We start from the raw sequence: 18,322 nt of genomic DNA, 5'->3' as shown, positions 1-18,322 counted from the left end.
CCAGGATCTCACCGCCGGCTCGCGGAAACATCACGTCGGTGCCCCACCGGCCGGGGCGGGGTGTTCAGCAGCACCGTCGGGCACCGGTACTGCGGCGGCTCCGCGCGGGCTAGGCTCGGCCATCATGACGACTCTCGGTGTGGTCTTCCGCCCGCAGAACCCGCCCGAACGCCTCCGGTCCGTCGCGCGCGCCGCCGACGAGGCCGGTCTCGAGGAGTTGTGGCTCTGGGAGGACTGCTTCCTGGAGAGTGGCATCGCCACCGCAGCCGCCGCTCTGGCCTGGACCGACCGCCTGGCGGTGGGGATCGGTCTGCTGCCGGTGCCGTTGCGTAACGTCGCGGTGCTCGGCATGGAGGCCGCCACGCTGCACCGGCTCTTTCCCGACCGCCTGCGCCTCACCCTCGGCCACGGCGTCCAGGACTGGATGGGCCAGGTCGGCGCGCGGGTCGACTCGCCGCTGACCCTGCTGCGCGAGCACGTCGAGGCGTTGCGGGCGCTGCTGGCCGGCGAGACGGTCACGGCCTCGGGTCGTTACGTCAGCCTCGACGAGGTCAAGTTGGACTACCCGCCGGCGGGCGCGACCCGCATCTACGCCGGTGCGACCGGGCCCAAGACGCGCGCACTCGCCTGCGAGGTCGCCGACGGCATCCTGCTGACGGCCGGCACGCCACCGGAGGAGGTGGCCGCCGTCCGGCCGATGGCCAAGGCCGTGACGGTCTACGTGCACGCGGCGACCGGCCCCGACGGCGAGGCACGCATGACCCGCGAACTGGAATTCTGGGGCGAGTCGAACAAGTCCGGCATAGCGGCAGTCGGTGGTGCCGCCGACATCGCTGCCGTGGTGAACCGCTACAGGGACGCCGGCGCCGATGCCGTGATCCTGCAACCCACCGCCGACGAACCCGACCTCGAGGGCTTCGCGCGGTTCACCGCACGCGAGGTGCGCGCTCTGGTTTCGTGACGCCTGCCGCACCGAAGCGGGCCGCGACCGTGGCCACGGCGGCGCGTAGTTCGGGGCCCTCTTCCACGACGAAATCGAACGGGACGGTGGCGAGCCACTCCTGCGCGTACATCGCGGGATTCCGGGTGCTGCCGACCAGGACGCACCGGTCGCCGTCCGGTTCGAGGCGGCCCATCGTCGGGCGGATCCACGGCGCCACCTTCTCCTGCGGGGCGTCGAACACCACGCGGGTGGGGTACTTCCAGCCGGCGCCCAGGTTCTCCTCGAGCACGGCGACCGGATCCAGATCGCCGGGCGGTGTGAAGCGGTGCGGGGTGTGCCGTGCGGCGCGGATCCGGTCGACCCGGTAGGTGCGGATCGCTTCCGCGCGGTGCGAATGGCACAGCAGGTACCAGCGCCCGTACCTCACCACGACCGCCCACGGGTCGACCTCGGCGTCCCACTCCTCGCCGCTGCCGCTCCGATAGGTGACCACCACGCGGCGCCGGTCGGCGACGGCGGCGACCAGCGCGCTCATGATGGCGGGGGCGGGGCGGGCCGACTGCCGGTCCGGGGCGGCCGAGGCGTGGGCCCGCAGCGCCGCCGCCTGCCGTCCGATGCTCTCGGGAAGGGCCCGGATGACCTTGCTGAGCGCCGAGCCGACCAGGTCGTCGGCGTCGATCGCGGCCGGTTGCCCGTCGAGCACGGCCATGACCAGGGCGAGGGCCTGCTCCTCGGTGAAGACCACCGGCGGTAGCCGGGTGCCACGGCCCAGCCGGTAGCCCCCGTACGGGCCGCGAGCCGACTCGACCGGGATGCCGGCCTCGCGGAGGATGCCGACGTAACGCCGTGCGGCCCGCTCCGTCACGCCCAGGGACGAGGCGAGTTGGTCGGCGGTCGTGCCGGGACGGGCCTGCAGGATCTCGAGCGCGCGCAGGGCCCGGGCCGTCGGGCTCGAACCAGTCGACACAGGGAGAACGGTACCGGAAGCCGATCGTCCGGAACTGGTTCTAGGTTGATCGCATGACCGAAGAACAGATCGTGCTCGTAGGTGGCCTGTGGCTGGACGCGTCGGCGTGGACCGGCGTCGCGTCCGAGCTGACGAAACGAGGCCGTCACGCGGTACCGGTGACCTTGCCGGGGCAGGGCGACGGCAACACCTCGGCGACCCTCGCCGACCAGTTGGCCGCCGTGCTCGCCGCCGTGGACGCGGGGCCCGGCGGGTCGGTGGTGGTAGGGCACTCCGCCGCCTGCACCCTGGCCTGGCTGGCCGCCGACGCGCGGCCCGGACGGGTGGCCAAGGTGGTGCTGATCGGCGGGTTCCCGTCGGGCAACGGGCAGCCGTACGCGGACTTCTTCCCGATCGTCGACGGCGTCATGCCGTTCCCCGGCTGGGAGCCGTTCGACGGAGCGGACGCGGCGGACCTGGACGAGCCGGCGCGGCAGGCGTTCGCGGCGGCGGCGGTCCCCGTCCCCGAGGGCGTGGCCAAGGGCGTCGTGCAGCTGACGGACGAGCGGCGGTTCGACGTACCCGTCGTCATGGTGTGCCCCGAGTTCACGCCGGCCCAGGCACGCGAGTGGATCGCCGCAGGGGATGTGCCCGAACTGGCTCGGGCGAAGCACGTCGACCTGGTCGACATCGACTCCGGCCACTGGCCGATGATCACGCGCCCGGCGGAGCTGGCGATGATCCTGGCGACCCTCTAGGTGTGCTGCCCCGCAGGCTTCTCGACGCGGTTGACGGGTGGTTTGCCGCCGGGTGAGGGTGTGGCTGCGATGGTAGTGGTAGGTGGGTGGCCGGATGGGTGGCGGCGCGGCGGAGGAACCCGGCGCAGGCGTCGTGGGCCGAGTCGTGATCCTGCCGCAGCTGGCAGATCGCTGCCCAGACCGTGGACGGCCGGGTCGTGATCAAGGCGCGGCGTACGAGTGGGCCGCCAGTACCATGCGGGGATGGGTAGGTTCCTTGCGCTCTTCAACGGCGCGGCTGATGAGGTCGGCAAGGCCGAGCTCACCGAACAGCAGCAGACTGAGTTCATCCAGGCCTGGGCGTCGTGGGCGCAGGCCAACGAGAAGGCTCTCATCGATCCCGGCGCTCCGTTGAACGCGAAGAAACTGGTCACGGCGCAGGGGGCCGAGGACTTCACCGACGCCATGACCGGTTACACCATCGTGGAGGCGGACTCGCACGACGAGGCGGTCCGAATCTTCTCCGGACATCCGCACCTGGGGCTGTTCGCCGGAAACTCGATCGCAGTCATCGAGTGTCCGGCTCCGCCCGGTGTCCGAGGCTTCGCGGCTGCCTGAGAGGCGATCCGCTCGGCGCGTCGTGCACCTGAGCTGCCATGACTGTGTGCGGTAACGGATGCCCGTCGCTGCGGACAGTAAGGTCGTCGACGTGTGGAGCACACCCATGGGTAGACACGTGGTCGTCGTCGGAGCGGGAATCGTCGGCGCGTCGGTGGCGTATCACATCGCACGGGCGGGTGCTGCCGTGACGTTGGTCGACGCCGGGCGGCCAGGTGCCGGCGTGACGGCGGACTCGTTCGCCTGGATCGGAGCCTCCGGTGTGTGTACCGGCCCGGCGGCCGGGATCCGGGCCACCGCGACGGAGGAGTACCGCCGGGTGGAGGCCGAGTTGCCGGGACTTCCGGTGACCTGGTCCGGCTCGCTGAGTTGGCGTGCGGAGGGCGGGGCGCCGGAGGTCGGGCCCGGGCAGAAGATCGTGGACGCGGCCACCGTGGGGACGCTCGAACCGAACCTTCGCCGACCACCGGAGTGGGCCGTGTGGGCACCCGGTGACGGCGCCGTCGACGCGGTCGGTGTGACCGGACGGTTGGTCGCGGCCGCCCGCGACCATGGCGCCCGGGTACATCTGGACGCTGCGGTCACGGCGGTCCGGCGGGATGCGGCGGGCCGGGTCGCCGGGGTCGAGACGGCGGTGGGGCCCCTCGCCGGTACGGCTGTGGTGTTGGCGGCCGGTGTCGCCACGGCCGCGCTGGGCGCGTCGCTCGGCGTGCGTGTGCCGGTCGAGCCGTCGCCGTGCCCACTCCTCCGGTTCCGCGCGCCGGCCGGTCTGGTCCGCACCGTGGTCAACACTGAGGATTTCGATCTCCGGCAGGTCGCCGCGGACCGGCTGATCGCCGCCGCGGACTCGCCCGAACAGGCTCTTGCCGCCCTCAGGTCCACGTTCCGTGGTGCCGGAGGCGTCGAGTTGCTCGGCACCCGGCTCGGAGCTCGTCCGATGCCGGTCGACGGTGAGCCGATCGTCGGTCCGGTCGCCGACGTGCCCGGTCTCTACCTGGCGGTGATGCACTCGGCGGTCACCCTCGCCCCGGCCGTGGGCCGCCTTGTCGCGCGGGAGTTGGTGGACGGCGTCGTCGAGCCGGCGTTGTCCGGTTGCCGCCTCGATCGCTTCTAGTCCAGGGGCTGTGTCGGCGTCGGTGCCGGGCTTGAGCTGCCGGCTTGCCCCGGCGGGGCGAGCGGAGCTGGAGGCCGCGCGGTTGTTGCTGGCGCGGTAACCGGAGAGTTCTACCTGCGGCAACCGCCGGTCAGGTCTGCGGCAACGTCCGTCGCGGAACCTGCTTGCCGTGACGCATACCTTGAACGCCCTGGTGACGCTGGGTGCCGTCGTCGCCGCGCTGCTCGCCTCACCCCACGCCGGTGCCGCCACCACCCGACCCGCGGTCGTGACCACCGACAACGAAACCCCGGTCCTGTACGACGACGAGGCCGGCGGGAACGCCTCCGGTGACGACCCGGCGATCTGGGTCCACCCGGCGGACTCCCGGAAGTCGATGGTGATCGTGACGGCCAAGGAGGGCGGCCTCCGCGTCTACGACATGGGCTCCCGTGAGCTCCAGTCGCTGCCCGCCACCGAGGCGCCCCGGGTCGACGGCGCCGTGGGCCGCTACAACAACGTCGACATCTCCTATGGGGTCCGCCTGGCCGGTCGCCCGGTCGACGTCGCCGTCGTCTCGGACCGCTACAACGACCAGATTCGGTTCTTCGCCATCGACCCGGCTGGCGCGACGGCGCACACCCCGCTCACCGAGGTCACCGCCGCCGACCAGAGCTTCCTCTTCAACCCGGACCGTCAAACCGTGGACGAGGAGCGCACCGCGTACGGCCTCGCCGTCTGGCAGCCGCGGCCCGGTGAGACGTACGCCGTCGTCACCCAGGAGGGAACGACGACAATCGCTACCGCCCGGATCGTGGAGATCGGCGGCAAGCTCGGCTACACCGACGTCCGGAAGCTCAGCATGCCGAGCAGCTTCCGGCTGCCGGACGGGACGACCTGGGTGCCCTGTGCGGAGCCGGGCGTGCTGCCGCAACTCGAGGGTGTCGCGGTGGACCAGTCGTCGGGCGTGCTCTACGCCGCGCAGGAGGACGTCGGCCTGTGGCGGCTGCAACTGCCGCTCGGATCGGGCAGCCAGCCGAAGCTCCTCGACCGGGTGCGGGACTTCGGGATCCACGACGTCTACGACAGCGAAACCGAGGAATGCGAGCCGGTCGACCCGAACTCCAGGGGCTATGGCGGGAACCTGCTCACGGCCGACGCCGAAGGCGTCGACATCTACTACGGCCCTGGCGCGACCGGGTACGTGCTCGTGTCGAGCCAGGGCGACGACACGTTCGCGATCTACCGGCGCCAGGGCGCGAACAAGGCGGTGGGAAGCTTCCGGGTCACGGGCGTCGACGGTGTCGACGACATCAACGGATCCGATGGTCTCGCCGTGACGAACCGACCCGTCGGCGGCTACCGGCAGGGTCTGCTCGTCACGCACGACGAGCCCGAAACCGGGGCCGACGTGGACGACGAGCGGGACGCCACGAACTTCTCCTACGTCTCCTGGGATGACGTCGCCCGGGCGATGTCCCTGGCCGTGGACACCCGGGCCGGGAACGACCCACGATTCCGCTGACCCGATCGAACCGTGACCGGCCTGCTCAAGGAGTCCTTGAGCAGGCCGTTTCAGCTATGTAGGCGGGCCGAAAGCTGCCTTTGTCTCCATTTTGCTCCGCACGCAGCGGGCTCCTCGCTGCGTGCCGGAAGGCGAAATCCCTGGTGGTGCGGGAAGCGTCGATTCTCACACCACCAGGGTTTCGGTCAGGAGTAGGACGGTGACGGGCTCCAGGAAGGGGGCGGCGACGGGTTCCAGGACGGCGATGGCGACGGGTTCCAGGACGGCGACGGTGATGGGTCACTGACCGGGGGCAGCTTGCCGTACTGGACCTTCCAGTCCCTGCCGTCGAAGGTGGCCTCGGCGTAGTTGTCGCCGTTCGGGAACTGCAGTTTGTACGGCTCGGTCAGGACGTCCGTGGTGACAACCTCGCCGGGCTGGTGGCTGCCGAACGCGATCCAGTAGGTGGGCGTGACCGTGAAGGAGGCGCCCGTCTTGGGCTCTGTCGGGACCACGAACGTTCCTGCCCCCGACATTCCGATGCCGACGCTCCCCTGGCCGAGCTGCCCGGAGCCGGGGACAGAATCGTCCTGGTGGACAGTCATCGTTCCTGGTTTGTCACCCGGGCCGGTGTCGCCGAAGTAGTAGGCGCCGTCGTAGCTCAGCGGTACGGCGTTGTTGCCATCCAGGTCGGCCGGTAGGACCGCGCCTGCCTGGTAATTCACACCGGGCCCCAGGTCTCCCTGCGCACCCCAGACGAAGGAGTATTCAACCTCCCAGTTGAAGATGACCTGGGTGTGCTTGTGGCACTTTTTCACGAGCCAGGCCAGCTGGTAGCCCTCCGTCGGCGTTTTCGGCGCTGCCTGGAATACGATTGCGTTCATGTTGTCGAGTTCAGAATTGTTGTTGATCACGATTCGGTAAGGCGTGCCCTCTGCTACGAGGGCATCCTGCGCCCCGGCCGCCGGGCTCGCCGCTGCATGTGTCACCGCCGTGCCCATTAAAGTCACGCTCAGGGTCAGGCCCAGGGCCACGAGCCCGCGGCGTCGACTCGCCAACCGTTTTTCCGTCATTCGACCCTCCGAGAGGTCCGGGCACCGAAAGGTGCATTCCGCGCGCGATAAATTTCCATGCATGGATGCGCGGATCTGGCTGGACTCTATCGGTCGCTTTCTTTAGATCACAAGAACCATCTTTCGCGCCGGGTGAACGGCGAAAAAGCAACGGCCTCCATTGGGTGAGATCATATCGTTGCTCGTGAATAAATCTGATGGGATGCTGGTGTCGTCTGTGCCCGGTATTCCCGCCCCCGGGTCGGCGGGAAATCGGGTGGTTCGTCATCAGCTGCGAGGGTTCCCGCGTCCGCTCTCAGGCGGTGCCTTTCCCTGGGGCCTGCCACCGTGTCCCCTCACGGACTCACACCTGGGGGGCATCGGGCAGTCGCGGTCGGTTCAAAGCTCACCACACACAGCACCGCCAGTCACCACGGCGCATCTGCTCTGGACACCGGTAGTTCGGCAACTCCGGATCCGGGCCCACACCGGCGGTGTGGCGTGACGAACGCGCGGTGCTCGGCGGCCGTGGGTGTGAGGTCGCGGGCGGCGAGCCAGGCCGCCGCCTCGGCGGGGTCGCCGGCGATGGTCGCCGGGCGTTCCAGCCGGGCCAGCAGGGCGGCGCGGATCTCCGGCGGGCCGGTGAGCAGGCCGCCGGCCAGGACGAGCGGTTCGGTCCCGGGCGCGACGGCGTGCACGGTGGCGGCGAGCCGGTCGGCGGCGGTCTCGACCAGCCGGTGGGCGTCGGGGTCGCCGGCCCGGACCGCGTCGAGCACGAGCGGGGCCAGTCCCGCCACCCGGTGCCGGGGCAACGTGTAGAACGCGGTGACGAACCCGTCGCCCGTCGGGTCGCCCGCCGGGGCGGCGGCGCGTACGGCGGTGGACACGGCGTCGACCAGCGGCCCGGTCCTGTCTCGGCCGGTGGTCAGCGCCCGGGCGGCCAACCGGGCCGCTTCGAGGCCGAGCCAGAAGCCGCTGCCCTCGTCGCCGAGCAGCCAGCCCAGTCCGTCGGCGGTGTGGGCCACCGAGTGCGCGACGATCCGTGCCGCGACTGCTCCGGTCCCGGCGATCAGCACCGTGCCCGACGGCGCCGGTGTGCCGGCGGCGAACGCCGCCACCGCGTCGCCCGCCGTGCGCAGCGGGCAGTGCAGTCCGGTCGCCCGCCAGGCGTCGGTGTAGCAGGCCGCCACTGCCGGCTGGTCCAGGGCGGACCGTCCGGCCAGCGCCACCACGGCCCCCGCCACCCGTGCGGGATCGCGTCCGGCGAGGGCCTCCCGCACCGCCGCGACCAGGGCGGCTGCGGCGTCGGCGGGTGGTCGGGCGACCGGGTTGCCGGCGCCGGCCCGTCCGCGTCCGATGATCCGCCCGTCCGGTGTCGCGACGACCACCCGGGTCGCCGTGCCGCCGCAGTCGGCACCGACAACGAGGGATGTCGATGTGCAAAGTATTGACACATGGAGATGTTCAATCATAATTTTGCTCATCACAAGGGTGGATCGAAAGGAATGCTGATGGTCGGGACCGGGTTGCTGGGTCGGGTCCGTACGGAGCTGCCGACCCTGCCCGAAGCTCTCCAGCGGGTCGGCGAGCGGCTCCTCGGCGACCCCGAGGAGACCGCCCGGTCCACGATCGTCGACCTCGCCGAACGGGCGGGCACCTCGACCGCCACGGTCACCCGCTTCTGCCGCACCTTCGGCTACCGCGGCTACGCCGAGCTGCGGGTCGCCGTCGCCACCGAGACCGGCCGGGCGGCGCAGGCCCGCTGGGACACCGACATCGACCGCGAGATCGGACCCGACGATCCGCTCAGCCACCTGCTGGACGTCGTCGCGTCGGCCGACGGGCGGGCGATCCAGGACACCGCCGGCCAGGTCGACCTCGCCGCCGTCGACCGGGTGGCGGCCGCCGTGGCCGAGGCGCGCCGGGTGGAGCTGTTCGGGCTGGGCAGCTCGGGCAACGCGGCCCGGGAGATGGCGTTCCGCCTCGAACGGATCCGGGTGCCGTGCTGGCACCGCCCCGACCCGCACACCGCGCTCACCAACGCCGCGCTGCTCGAGGCGGGCGACGTGGCGATCGGGCTGTCGCACAGCGGCCGTACCCGCGAGGTCATCGAGGTGCTCGCCGAGGCGGCCGACCACGGCGCGCTGACCGTCGCGGTCACCTCCTTCCCACGCTCGCCGCTGGCCGAGATGGCCGACGTCGTGCTGACGACCGCGGTGCAGGAGACGACGTTCCGCCTCGCCGCGCTGTCGGCGCTGCACTCCCAACTGCTCGTGCTCGACCTGATCTACGTCGCGGTCGCGCAGCGCACGTACCGCCGTACCACCGAGGCCTTCGAGGTGACCGCCCGTGCGGTCGCCGCCCACCGCCTGCCCGACGAGAGCCGCCGGCCCCGGCGGCGTCACCGACCGGAGGAACGATGATCGGCGCCCAGGAGTACCTCACCGCGGTCAACGCCGCGATCGCGCAGGTGGCCACCACCCAGTCCGACGCCGTACGGCGTGCCGCCGACCTGATCACCGCCGCGCTGCGGGCCGGCGGGGTGGTGCAGGCGTTCGGCAGCGGCCACTCCGAGGCGCTGGCCATGGAGATCGCCGGCCGGGCCGGCGGCCTGGTGCCCACCAACAGGATCGCGCTACGCGACATCGTCCTCTACGGCGGGGCCGAGCGGGCCGCCCTCGACGACCCGTTCCTCGAGCGCGACCCGGCCGTCGCCCACCGCCTCTACGAGCTGGCCCCGGTCAAGCCGGACGACGTGTTCGTGATCGCGTCGAGCTCGGGCGTCAACGGCGTCGTGGTGGAGCTGGCGAGCGTCGTCCGGGAACACGGCCACCGGCTGGTCGCGATCACGTCCCTCGCCCACACGAACGCCGTCCCGTCACGTCACCCGAGCGGCCGGCGACTGGGCGACCTCGCCGACGTGGTGCTCGACAACGGCGCCCCGTTCGGGGACGCCGCCCTGCCGATCGAGGGCGGGGGAGCGGTCGGCGCGATCTCCTCCATCACCGGCGCCCTGCTGGCCCAGCAGGTCGTGTGCGAGGTGGTGGCCCGGCTGGTCGCCGCCGGCGAGACGCCCCCGGTCTACCTGTCGGCGAACATCCCCGGCGGCGACCGCCACAACCAGGAGCTGGAGGCCCGGTACGCGGGGCGCATCCGACGTACCGCCTAGAGGACGTACCGCCGAGAGAAGGCGAGCTTGGTCATGAACCCCTCTTCCTTCCCCCGCCGACACCCGACCACCCGCCGCACCGTCCTGCGGGCGACCGCGGCCGTCGCCGCAGCCGTACCCCTGGCCGGCTGTGTGACCGCCGGCGGGGATGACGACGACGCCCCGGCCGCCGAGGGCGCGCGGAGCGCCGAGAACCCGCTCGGGGTACCCGACGCGACACCGCTCGAGGTCGTCATCTTCAAGGGCGGCTACGGCGACGAGTACGCCCGGCACGCCGAGAAGCTCTACCAGGAGCGGCACCCGGGCGCGACGGTCGACCACAAGGGCATCCAGAAGGTGGGCGAGGCGCTCCAACCCCGTTTCGTCGCCGACACCCCGCCGGACGTCGTCGACAACACCGGCGCCGGACGGCTCGACCTGGCCACCCTCGTCGCCGCCCGGAAGCTCACCGACCTGAACGAGCTGCTCGACGCCCCGGCGCTCGACGGCGGCGGCGCGACGGTACGCGACACCCTGCTGCCGGGGGTGGTCGACGACGGCACCTTCGACGGTGTGCCGCGCGCCCTGAACTTCACCTACACCGCCTGGGGGCTGTGGTACTCCCGGTCGCTGTTCGCCCGCAACGGCTGGACGTTCCCGACGACCTGGGACGCCATGCTGACGCTCTGCGCCGAGATCAGGAAGACCGGCGCGGCGCCGTGGACGTACCAGGGCAAGTACCCGGAGTACCTGGCCGACCCGCTGTTGACCATGGCGGCCAAGGCCGGCGGCATGGACCTGGTCAAAGCGGTCGACAACCTCGAACCCCGGGCGTGGAAGCAGCCGGCGCTGCTCGACGCGGCCACCGCGATCGCCGAGCTGGCCGGGCGCGGCCACCTCCTGCCCGGCTCGGAGGCACTGTCGCACACCGAGTCGCAGGCGGCCTGGTGCCAGGGACGCGCCGCGATCATCCCCTGCGGATCGTGGCTGGAGGCCGAGCAGAAGGGCGTGACTCCGGACGGATTCGACATGGTGATGGCCCCGGTGCCGGCCCTCGACAGCGGCGACCGGATGCCGGCGAACAGCCTGCAGGCGGCCAGCAGCGAGTCGTTCATCGTGCCGGCCAGGGCGAAGAACCCACGCGGCGGCCTGGACTTCCTCCGCATCCTGTTCTCGAAGCCGGCCGCCCGGCGGTTCGCCGAGCTGAACTCCACCCTGCCCACGGTGGCCGGCGCGACCGACGGCCTGACCCTCTCCAGCGGGCTCGGCTCGGTGAAGAGCGCCGTCGACGCCGCCGCCGCGAACACCGTCGCCTACCGCTTCCGCACCTGGTACGCGCCCCTGGCCAAGGCGGTCGACGACGCCACCGGCGAACTGGCCACCCGGCGCGTCACGCCGGCCCAGTGGGCCGACCGGATCCAGAAGGCGGCGGACCGCGTCGCGGCCGACAGCGCCGTCACCAGATACGAGCGGTAGCGATGACCACCGTCCGGTCCGGCCGGAACCGGTTCCTCGCCGCCGCGATCCTGCCCGCCCTCGCCCTGTACGCGGTCTTCGTGCTCTCGCCGTACGCGCAGGCCTTCTACCTGGCCCTCACCGACTGGACCGGGGTGTCCGGCGAGGTGGACTTCGTCGGGCTGGACAACTTCCGCCGGCTGGTCGACGACCCGCTGTTCCGGGCGGCGCTGCGCAACAACGCGCTGATGCTCCTCGTCGTGCCGGCGGTCACCATCGGACTCGGGCTGCTGCTGGCCGCGCTGGTCTCGTTCGGCGGGCGCGGCGGGACCGCCGGACCGTCCGCCGTCCGAGGCGGCGAGCTGTACCGGGTGGCGTACTTCCTGCCCCAGGTGCTCGCGCTGCCGATCGTCGCCGTGCTCTGGCAGTTCGTCTACAACCCCACCGACGGGCTGCTCAACGGCTTCCTGCGCGGCGTCGGGCTCGACGGGCTGGCCCGGAGCTGGCTCGGCGACCCGGCCGTCGCGCTGTGGGCGGTGATGGCGGTGCTGGTCTGGTCGTCGGTCGGCTTCTACATGGTCCTCTTCGGCGCCGCGATGGAGTCGATCCCGCGCGAGGTCCTGGAGGCGGCGGTCCTGGACGGCGCCGGGCGTCTCGCCGTCCTCTGGCGGGTCGTCGTGCCGCTGCTGTGGGACAACGTCCAGGTCGCGTTCGTCTACCTCGGCGTGCTCGCGCTGGACGGCTTCGCGGTGGTGCAGATCATGACCGTCGGCCCGGGCGGGCCGGACGGGGCGACCGAGGTGATGGGCCTCGGGCTGTACCGCAACGCCTTCACGTACGGGCGGTTCGGCTACGCCGCCGCCATGGGCGTCGCGCTGTTCTTCCTCACGCTCGCCGTCGCCGTGCTGGCGCTGCGGGCCGGACGCCGGGAGCGGGTGGAGCACACATGACGACAGTCGTCGAACGACCCGTCGGGGCGCGACCCGCGCCGCCCGTCCGACGTCGCCGTCGCAGCGGCACCTGGGGTCCGCACGTTTTCCTGGTGGCCTGGGCGGCGATCGTCACGGTGCCCCTGCTCTGGGCGGTGGTCAGCTCGCTCAAGACAGACCGGGAGATCCTCACCAGCCCGTGGACGCTGCCCGGTCAGCCGCGCTTCGACAACTGGTCACGTGCCTGGGAGCAGGCATCCATCGGCCGGTACGTCGGCAACAGCGCGATCGTCGTCGGCGCGGCGCTCCTGCTGACCATGGTGCTGGGCTCGACAGTCGCGTACGCCCTGGCCCGTTACCCGTTCCGGGGCAACCGGATCGTCTACTACACCTTGGTCTCCGGGCTGCTCTTCCCGGTGTTCCTGGCCCTGGTGCCGCTCTTCTTCGTGGTCGAGCAGCTCGGCCTGCTCGGCACGTACCCCGGTCTGATCCTGGTCTACACCGCGTACGCACTGCCGTTCACCGTCTTCTTCCTGCACGCGTTCTTCCGGTCGCTGCCGACCGCGCTCGCCGAGGCGGCGTTCCTCGACGGCTGCTCGCACTGGGGCGTCCTCGTCCGGGTGATGCTGCCGCTGGCCCGACCCGGTCTGATCAGCATCGCCATCTTCAACTTCCTGGGGCTGTGGAACCAGTACCTGCTCCCGCTGGTGCTCAATCCCGACCCCGACCGGTACGTGCTCGCCCAGGGGCTGGCCGCGCTGTCGGTCAGCCAGGGCTACCGCAGCGACTGGAGCGGCCTGTTCGCCGGCCTCACCATCGCGATGCTGCCGGTGCTCGCCGCGTACGTGCTCTTCCAACGGCAGATCCGCACGGGCCTCACCGCGGGGGCGATCAGGTAGGCCCTCCCGTCGGGTTCCACCGCGCGGGCGGTCGTCGTCGCCCGGCCGCGCGTGTCCCTTTCCCTCCCACCGTGAGGAGACCCCCATGTCACGGAGACCCCGCGCGGGCCTCGCCGCCGTCTCGGCGGCGGCGCTCACCGCCGTCGCCGCGTTCGCCGCAGTCGGCCCGGGTGGCAGCGCCACCGCCGCGGCCGAGAGCTGCGGTGTGCTCTTCGACGACTTCGCGTACACGTCGTCGGCCGATCCCGCGCTGCCGGCCCGGAGCTGGACGGTCCGCACCAACGCCGGTGGCCCCGGCGTGCCGGGCGCCTCGTGGCCGGCGTCCAACATCTCGTTCCCGACCTCCGGCGGACAGAAGGTGCTCCAGCTCGCCGCCGCCACCAACGGAACCGCCGCCGGCACCAGCCACGCCGAGCTGTTCCAGCGCCGGGCCTTCTTCGAGGGCACCTACGCCGCCCGGGTGCGCTTCACCGACGCTCCGGTCTCCGGCAACGACGGCGACCGTCTCGTCGAGACGTTCTTCACGATCACCCCACTCGACCGTCCGATGGACCCGAACTACGGCGAGATCGACTTCGAGTACCTGCCCAACGGGGGATGGGGCGAACAGGGCCCGATCTTCTACCAGACCACCTGGGAGACGTACCAGAACGAGCCCTGGGTGGCCGACAACGTCCACACCGCCCAGCGCACCAGCTTCAACGGCTGGCACGACCTGGTCTTCACCGTCTCGGCGGGCCGGGTCAAGTACTACGTGGACGGTCAGCTGGTGGCCGACCACGGCGACAGGTACTACCCGGAAACGCCGATGTCGATCAACTTCAACCTCTGGTTCATCGACCTGGTCGCCCACACCGGCGGGCTGAGCACCTACCACCAGCAGGTCGACTGGCTGTACTACGCCGACCGGCAGGTGCTGACGCCGGTCGAGGTGGCGACGCGGGTGGCCGGGCAGCGATCCGCCGGCAGGACGCACACCGACACGGTCGGCACCGGCGGCACCTGCCCGACCCCGCCGCCGACCACTCCGCCGACGACCCCGCCCCCGACAACCCCGCCCCCGACCACGCCGCCCCCGACGACTCCGCCGGCGAACTGTGCCGGCGTACCGGCCTGGGACCGCAACACGGTGTACCTCGGCGGGCAGCGGGTGCGGCACAACGGCCGGCTCTGGGAGGCGAACTGGTGGACACTCGGCTCCGAGCCGGGGCTCACCGCACAGTGGCGCGACCTCGGCCCCTGCTGAACCCGGTACGGCCAGGCGCCGCCGTCACCGGGCGGCGGCGCCCCTACCGTCCGCGACCGACGGGCGGTCGGCGACGTCTGCTGTTTCTGCGTAGCGGCCCATCGACAGTGACCGCCCTGACCGCACCGTCCCCTGTTCGCCGCGGCCGATCGCGCGATGGCAGCGGACCACGGGCGAGGGCCGGTGTCCGGTGGACGGGCTGCCGGCCGGGTACCGCCCCGGCGCGAACGGCGGTGCGGGCGCGGCGGGACAGCCCTGGCCGCGCCCGCCGCCGACTACCGGAGCAGGTAGCCGTTGAGCCCGTCGGTCCGGTGGCCCTCGCAGTTCGGGTTGTTCGAGTCGAAATGGTCACCGTTGCTGAGCACGAGGCAGCGGTAGACGGCCTGGTGGGGGACGGCCGGCGGTGCGTCGTAGGCGTAGCCGATCACCCCGAGGACGGTTTGTCCCTCACAGGCGGCCTGGCGGGAGGTGAACCTGTCGGAGCCGGCCACGCACTGGTAGAGGGGGTAGGTGCCGGCCACCTGGCCGGTGTGGACCATTCCGAGGACGCCTTCCGGCTGGTAGCCGCTGCCGGGATGGGTGGTGGAGCTGACGTGATCGCGCCCCGACCACCAGTACCGGATGAGTGCGGCGGTGCCGGGCTGGGCCGGCGGGCCGGTGAAGAGCAGACGGTTGGGCGATCCGGTGCCCGGGTTGGTGACCTTGTTCATGGTCGCGGCATTGAAGAGGGCAGCGGCCACCTGGGCCGGGGTGAGTCCGGTGTTCCCGGCGAGCACCAGGGCGGCGGCGCCGGCGACGTGCGGGGCGGCCATCGACGTGCCGCTGAGGGTGGCGGCGGCGGTGTCGGAGGCGTTGGAAGCCGACACGATGTCCTCACCTGGCGCGAAGATGTCCGTGCAGGTGCCCCAGTTCGAGGACGAGTCCCGGGCGTCCGCGCTGGTGCTGGCATTCACGGTGATCGCCTCGGGGATCCGCGCCGGAGTGAAGCCGCACGCGTCGCTGTCGCTGTTGCCGGACGAGATCGTGTAGACGACACCGTCGGAGATGGAGGCGCGGACCGCGTTCTCCAGGGTGCTGCTGCTGGTCGCGACACCCAGGCTCATGTTGGCCACGGCCGGCGCGCCGGTGGCGTGGTGTCCGGTGACCCAGTCGACCCCGGCGGCGACGCCGGCCAGGGTGCCGCTGTTACCGCACCCCAGCACCTTGACCGCGACCAGGGAGACGCCCTTGGCGACGCCGTACTCGGCGCCCCCGATGGTGCCCGCGACATGCGTGCCGTGGCCGCTGCTGGTGCAGTCCGTGTTGGCGCCGTCGCCAGTGGTGTTGGTGCCCCAGGTGGCCCGTCCGCCGAAGGTGGCGTGCGTAGTGCGGATCCCGCTGTCGATGACGTACACCTGCACGCCGGCCGCCGTCGTCGGGTACGAGTAGCTGCGGTTGAGCGGAAGATTCCTCTGGTCGATCCGGTCCAGGCCCCAGGACGGCGGAGCGGGTTGGGTGCCCAGTGCCCGTACGACGAGGTTCTGCTCGACGTACGACACGTCGGGGTCGGCGGCCAGCCGGCGGGCTGCGGCCGGGCTCATCGTCCCGGCGAAGCCGTGCAGGGCGTGTTCGTAGACGTGTTCCACCCGCATGCGGTACTGCGATGCCAGTCGGTCAGTCAGGGTACGCACCCCCGCCCGGTCCTGGCCGGTGCCGTGCTCGTCGAACACCACGAGGTAACTGCCGGCGACGGCGTCCGGGTTGCCGGCGCCCCGCACCGGTCCGGTGGCGACCGCCGGCGCCGGGGCCGCTGCGGCCACGATCGTCGCTGCGGTCGCCGCTACGCCGAGGGCGGCCAGTCGCCGCCAGCGCACTCCATTTGTATTCATGAATGCCGATAATTGGGCTCGACTCGGTGGCTGTCAACGTGACTCGGCGAGCGCAGCGCCCTGTCGGGGGCAAACCGCGAAAGCGGCCACCGGATTGTTCGCCTGCCGGCAATTCGGGCGGCCGGAGGCCGGACGGGTTCGTGGACGGGTGAACTGCGGGGTCCGAGTCCCTGGTGGCGTACCAGCAATAGGGCTCTGAACTGGGGCTTGAAACTGTTGTGCGGTTCGACGGTGACGAGGCCGGGGTCAAGTTGCCCGGTTCGTTGATGATGAAGGGGTGAATCTGCGCCGTCCAGTCAGCTCCCGCGTGATCGCGGTGGTTTTCGGCGCGCCGCTGGCGGGATTTTCCGGTCATCTGGTGAGCCTGCAGTTCACTGTCCGCGCCTCGGTGTCCGGGCGGCTCTGCACCGGCTTGATCTCGCTGCTCGCCCTGTTCATGGCGGCCAACTTTCTCTGGTACGCGTTGCAGCGGTTTCAGGTTGATGTCGACCGGGACGGCTGGAGGGTGCGGATCGGCCGGTACCGAGGTGACCTGCGATGGGCCGAAATCTCAGCGGTGGTGATCGAGAACCGGAGGATCGAGGGGCGGGGTCGCCGCCGGATGGTTCCCGCGCTCTACCTGGTACCGGACCCGGGCGTCAGCCTGGGCGTTCCGAGTGACCTGCGGGCCACCGTGGACGGGCGACCGGCCGTGCGGCTGTTCGACCTGGACGACCTGAAGATCGAGGAAGAGCAGTTCGTCCGCGACCTGGCGGGTCTGGCCGGCGACCGCCTCGAGGTTCGGGTCCACCGCCTCAACGCGATGTTGCCGGGCGAGGACGCCCGGCAACGACGCAACGGCGGGAAAGTTCTTCCCGCCTTTCCATCTGGCGCGGAGGGCGTGCGGACGCAGCGCTGGCTGAACCGGCGGCGTTTCCTGCTCTTCGTCGGCTGGTACCTGTTCGCCGTCGTTCCCGCGCTGCTGCTCACCGGCTTCACGGCCCGGCTGCACGAGCTGCTCGGCGCCGCGGTCGCGGTACTGGGCCTGCTCGCGGTCGCCGCCGCGTACGCCCAGTTCGTCACGCGGTTCAGCCATGCCACCGGCCTCGTCGACGTCGAGGTGGCGGTCGCCGGCACGGAACTCGTTCGGGTGGTCGGCGACCGGACCGACCGCTACGACATGCACGGCGGCACAATCGTGGTGCTGCCACCGGGGGCGGAACGCGGCTACGGCCGGGCGTGGCTGCTCGGGTTCCCGTACGCCGTGGCGCTACTCGGCGATCCGCGGACGGGACGGCTTCGCCACCACGACGACCTGCGCGCCCTGTCGGCAGTGCTGCGCGAGTCGCCACATGAGACCGATCGGGCCGCTGCCCGGGACATCGACAGCCTCGCCCTGCAGTCCCAGGTCGGCGACCAGACGGCACCAGACGGCGCCGACAACGCCCGCCTGTGGATGTCGCTGACCAAAGCCGGCCGCGTCCTGGCCTGGGCCGTCGTCCTGGGCTCCGTCCTGCTGACCGGCGGCTGGCTGTTGGAGAGCACCCACTACCTGGGCGACGCGGTCCTCCTGATCTGTGCGCCTCTGGTTCCCCTGTGGGCGCTGTACGCGCTGTACCGGATGCTCGAGCTGCTCGGCGCCGCGTGGGACGCGGTCCGGAAGAAGGACGCTTCCGGCACGGTGTCGCATCTGCCACAGGTCGTTCGTAGAACAGGCGAGGGCAGTCGGTTTTGGTCTTCCGGGACAAGGGAGTCGTGAGACGGCCGGTCCGTCCTGCCGTCGCTGGCGAGCCCTCGGTTGGGTGACTCGGGCAGCTCCGGGAGCGATCCGGCCCTGACCGACCCGGTCAGCTCTTCGCCGGCCTCACCATCGCCGTGGCGCCGGTGCTGCTGGTGTGGCCTTCC

Annotated in this window: 16 protein-coding genes; 12 read left to right on the top strand and 4 right to left on the bottom strand. The window is 71.5% G+C overall.

From position 1 onward, the window contains the following. The first annotated feature begins 124 nt into the window (after positions 1 to 124). Positions 125 to 961 carry an LLM class flavin-dependent oxidoreductase gene (locus QSK20_RS09010; RefSeq protein ID WP_285788120.1) on the top strand — a complete coding sequence of 279 codons (837 nt, stop codon included), beginning with the start codon at positions 125 to 127 and terminating at the stop codon, positions 959 to 961. Here QSK20_RS09010 and QSK20_RS09005 read toward each other — a convergent pair. Beyond that, positions 927 to 1,910 carry a helix-turn-helix transcriptional regulator gene (locus QSK20_RS09005; protein WP_285788119.1) on the bottom strand — a complete coding sequence of 328 codons (984 nt, stop codon included), beginning with the start codon at positions 1,908 to 1,910 and terminating at the stop codon, positions 927 to 929. The genes QSK20_RS09010 and QSK20_RS09005 overlap by 35 nt on opposite strands. A 53-nt stretch (positions 1,911 to 1,963) precedes the next feature. Here QSK20_RS09005 and QSK20_RS09000 point away from each other — a divergent pair, with 53 nt between their 5' ends. The 4 genes from QSK20_RS09000 to QSK20_RS08985 all read left to right on the top strand — a co-directional run bounded on the left by QSK20_RS09000 (position 1,964) and on the right by QSK20_RS08985 (position 5,862). Then, on the top strand, positions 1,964 to 2,647 hold the full coding sequence (locus QSK20_RS09000; RefSeq protein ID WP_285788118.1) for an alpha/beta fold hydrolase: 684 nt from the start codon (positions 1,964 to 1,966) through the stop codon (positions 2,645 to 2,647). Between the two features lie 243 nt (positions 2,648 to 2,890). Continuing rightward, a complete protein-coding gene (locus tag QSK20_RS08995; RefSeq protein WP_285788117.1) occupies positions 2,891 to 3,244 on the top strand; it encodes a YciI family protein in 354 nt (117 codons plus the stop codon). Between the two features lie 91 nt (positions 3,245 to 3,335). Beyond that, complete coding sequence (locus tag QSK20_RS08990; RefSeq protein WP_285788116.1) at positions 3,336 to 4,358, top strand: NAD(P)/FAD-dependent oxidoreductase; 1,023 nt, start codon at positions 3,336 to 3,338, stop codon at positions 4,356 to 4,358. A 169-nt stretch (positions 4,359 to 4,527) separates the two neighbouring features. Then, positions 4,528 to 5,862 carry a phytase gene (locus QSK20_RS08985; protein ID WP_285788115.1) on the top strand — a complete coding sequence of 445 codons (1,335 nt, stop codon included), beginning with the start codon at positions 4,528 to 4,530 and terminating at the stop codon, positions 5,860 to 5,862. Between the two features lie 185 nt (positions 5,863 to 6,047). On the opposite strand, the gene QSK20_RS08980 is transcribed toward QSK20_RS08985, so the two are convergent. Together QSK20_RS08980 and QSK20_RS08975 are read right to left on the bottom strand one after the other, a co-directional pair. Next, positions 6,048 to 6,914 (bottom strand): RhiA family protein, encoded by an 867-nt coding sequence (locus tag QSK20_RS08980; protein ID WP_285788114.1) that lies wholly within the window; start codon positions 6,912 to 6,914, stop codon positions 6,048 to 6,050. A 407-nt stretch (positions 6,915 to 7,321) separates the two neighbouring features. Next, entirely contained in the window at positions 7,322 to 8,365 is a 1,044-nt protein-coding gene (locus QSK20_RS08975) for an N-acetylglucosamine kinase (protein ID WP_285788403.1), read from the bottom strand. Positions 8,366 to 8,404: 39 nt separating this feature from the next. Here QSK20_RS08975 and QSK20_RS08970 point away from each other — a divergent pair, with 39 nt between their 5' ends. The 6 genes from QSK20_RS08970 (at position 8,405) to QSK20_RS08945 (ending at position 14,570) form a co-directional block, all read left to right on the top strand. Beyond that, positions 8,405 to 9,316: a MurR/RpiR family transcriptional regulator gene (locus tag QSK20_RS08970; protein ID WP_285788113.1), complete on the top strand. Its 912-nt coding sequence runs from the start codon at positions 8,405 to 8,407 to the stop codon at positions 9,314 to 9,316. Beyond that, positions 9,313 to 10,062, top strand: a complete 750-nt coding sequence (locus QSK20_RS08965; protein WP_285788112.1) for a sugar isomerase domain-containing protein — start codon at positions 9,313 to 9,315, stop codon at positions 10,060 to 10,062. The genes QSK20_RS08970 and QSK20_RS08965 overlap by 4 nt, the downstream gene beginning before the upstream one ends. Before the next feature lie 33 nt (positions 10,063 to 10,095). Then, positions 10,096 to 11,517 (top strand): N-acetylglucosamine/diacetylchitobiose ABC transporter substrate-binding protein, encoded by a 1,422-nt coding sequence (gene ngcE, locus QSK20_RS08960; RefSeq protein ID WP_285788111.1) that lies wholly within the window; start codon positions 10,096 to 10,098, stop codon positions 11,515 to 11,517. A gap of 2 nt (positions 11,518 to 11,519) precedes the next feature. Further along, entirely contained in the window at positions 11,520 to 12,446 is a 927-nt protein-coding gene (locus QSK20_RS08955; protein ID WP_285788110.1) for a carbohydrate ABC transporter permease, read from the top strand. Beyond that, complete coding sequence (locus QSK20_RS08950; RefSeq protein ID WP_285788109.1) at positions 12,443 to 13,324, top strand: carbohydrate ABC transporter permease; 882 nt, start codon at positions 12,443 to 12,445, stop codon at positions 13,322 to 13,324. The genes QSK20_RS08955 and QSK20_RS08950 overlap by 4 nt, the downstream gene beginning before the upstream one ends. Before the next feature lie 85 nt (positions 13,325 to 13,409). After that, the gene (locus QSK20_RS08945) at positions 13,410 to 14,570 is read left to right on the top strand and encodes a carbohydrate-binding protein (RefSeq protein ID WP_285788108.1); all 1,161 of its coding nucleotides are present in this window, start codon (positions 13,410 to 13,412) and stop codon (positions 14,568 to 14,570) included. A 275-nt stretch (positions 14,571 to 14,845) separates the two neighbouring features. Here QSK20_RS08945 and QSK20_RS08940 read toward each other — a convergent pair whose 3' ends face one another. Next, positions 14,846 to 16,438, bottom strand: coding sequence for a S8 family peptidase (locus QSK20_RS08940; RefSeq protein ID WP_285788107.1), 1,593 nt, complete (start codon positions 16,436 to 16,438; stop codon positions 14,846 to 14,848). 358 nt (positions 16,439 to 16,796) lie between these two features. On the opposite strand from QSK20_RS08940, the gene QSK20_RS08935 reads away from it, so the two are divergent. After that, positions 16,797 to 18,176, top strand: coding sequence for a hypothetical protein (locus tag QSK20_RS08935; protein WP_285788106.1), 1,380 nt, complete (start codon positions 16,797 to 16,799; stop codon positions 18,174 to 18,176). Positions 18,177 to 18,322: the final 146 nt, after the last annotated feature.

Source organism: Micromonospora sp. NBRC 101691 (assembly GCF_030269285.1).
GTDB lineage: Bacteria > Actinomycetota > Actinomycetes > Mycobacteriales > Micromonosporaceae > Micromonospora > Micromonospora echinospora.
Note: the sequence above shows the minus strand (reverse complement) of the source record. Positions and strands in the feature narration are given on the sequence as shown.